Here is a 1,232-nt window from a genome sequence, read left to right as displayed (position 1 = left end):
CCGAKGGAGCTTGACCCGGTTCTCCGGACACCTGATCTGTAGCGTCGATGCTGCAGGAGAGGAGTCCGAGTCATGCCCGCTGCCCATCCTGAGGAGTTCCGCCGTCGCGCGGTGAACCTGACCCGTGAGGACGGTGCTTCCGTCGCGCAGATCGCCAAGGACCTCGGTATCTCCGAGTCGTGTTTGCGCAGGTGGATGAGCATCGACGATGTCGATGCCGGCCGCAAAGAAGGCCTGAGCACCACCGAACGCGCGGAGCTGGCCCAGCTGCGCCGCGATAAGAAGCGCCTGGAACAGGAGGTGGAGATCCTCAAACGCGCCAGCGCGTACTTCGCGCGGGAGAACATCCTCCCAAAATAGGATTCCGGCTGGTCTGTGAACTCGCCGCCGACGGGTTCTCCGTCGCGGTGGCCTGCCGGGTCCTGAACGTCTCGACATCGGGCTTCTACGAGTGGCGGAGCCGTCCCGCCTCTGCGCGGGACGAGTCAGATGCTCACCTGGCCAACAAGATCCGTGATATTCATGCCGGATCCCGTGGGTGCTATGGCGCGCCTCGCGTGCACGCGGACCTGCGGCTCGGCGGCGGGATACGGACCGGCCGCAAACGAATCGCCCGGTTGATGCGGATGCTCGGGGTGGCTGGGATCGGGTCACGTCGTAAGAAGCACCGTAAGCCCGCACCGGCGGTGCACGACGATCTCGTCGAACGGCGATTCGTCGCCGCACGCCCGGATCAGATCTGGTGCACCGATATCACCGAGCATCCGACCAAGACCGGCAAGGTCTACTGCTGTGGCGTTCTCGACACCTTCTCCCGGCGGATCGTCGGGTGGTCGATCGCCGATCACATGCGCACGGAACTCGTCGTCGACGCGTTGCAGATGGCGTTGTGGAGACGCAACCCGGATGTGGGGACGATCATGCACTCCGACCGCGGATCGCAATATACCTCTTGGGTTTTCGGTGACAGGCTCCGTTCGGCGGGGCTGCTCGGGTCGATGGGGCGTGTCGCGTCCAGTGTGGACAACACGATGATGGAATCGTTCTGGTCGACCATGCAACGCGAGCTACTCGACACCCGTGAGTGGGACACCGAAGAGCAGCTCGCCTCGGCGATCTTCGACTGGATCGAAGCCTGGTACAACCCCCGTCGCCGGCACTCCGGAATCGGCTACCTCGCCCCCGTTGAGTACGAGAACGACTACCACCACGCCCAGACCGCCTCATCGGTA

General features: G+C 64.1%; 2 protein-coding genes. Both read left to right on the top strand.

The features are described from left to right. The first annotated feature begins 72 nt into the window (after positions 1-72). A complete protein-coding gene (locus AXK60_RS25270) occupies positions 73-360 on the top strand; it encodes a transposase (RefSeq protein WP_068570321.1) in 288 nt (95 codons plus the stop codon). A gap of 47 nt (positions 361-407) precedes the next feature. Further along, positions 408-1,232 (top strand): IS3 family transposase (locus AXK60_RS25265; RefSeq protein ID WP_068575363.1); only part of this gene is annotated, 825 nt, incomplete at its 3' end.

This window comes from Tsukamurella pseudospumae (assembly GCF_001575195.1).
GTDB lineage: Bacteria > Actinomycetota > Actinomycetes > Mycobacteriales > Mycobacteriaceae > Tsukamurella > Tsukamurella pseudospumae.
The sequence above is the reverse complement of the archived record's forward strand: the minus strand, read 5'-3'. Positions and strand labels throughout refer to the sequence as shown.

What these genes read in the sequence shown, in the direction of transcription:
- AXK60_RS25270 (WP_068570321.1), top strand. Translation starts at nt 73, where the DNA reads ATGCCCGCTGCCCATCCTGAGGAGTTCCGCCGTCGCGCGGTGAACCTG.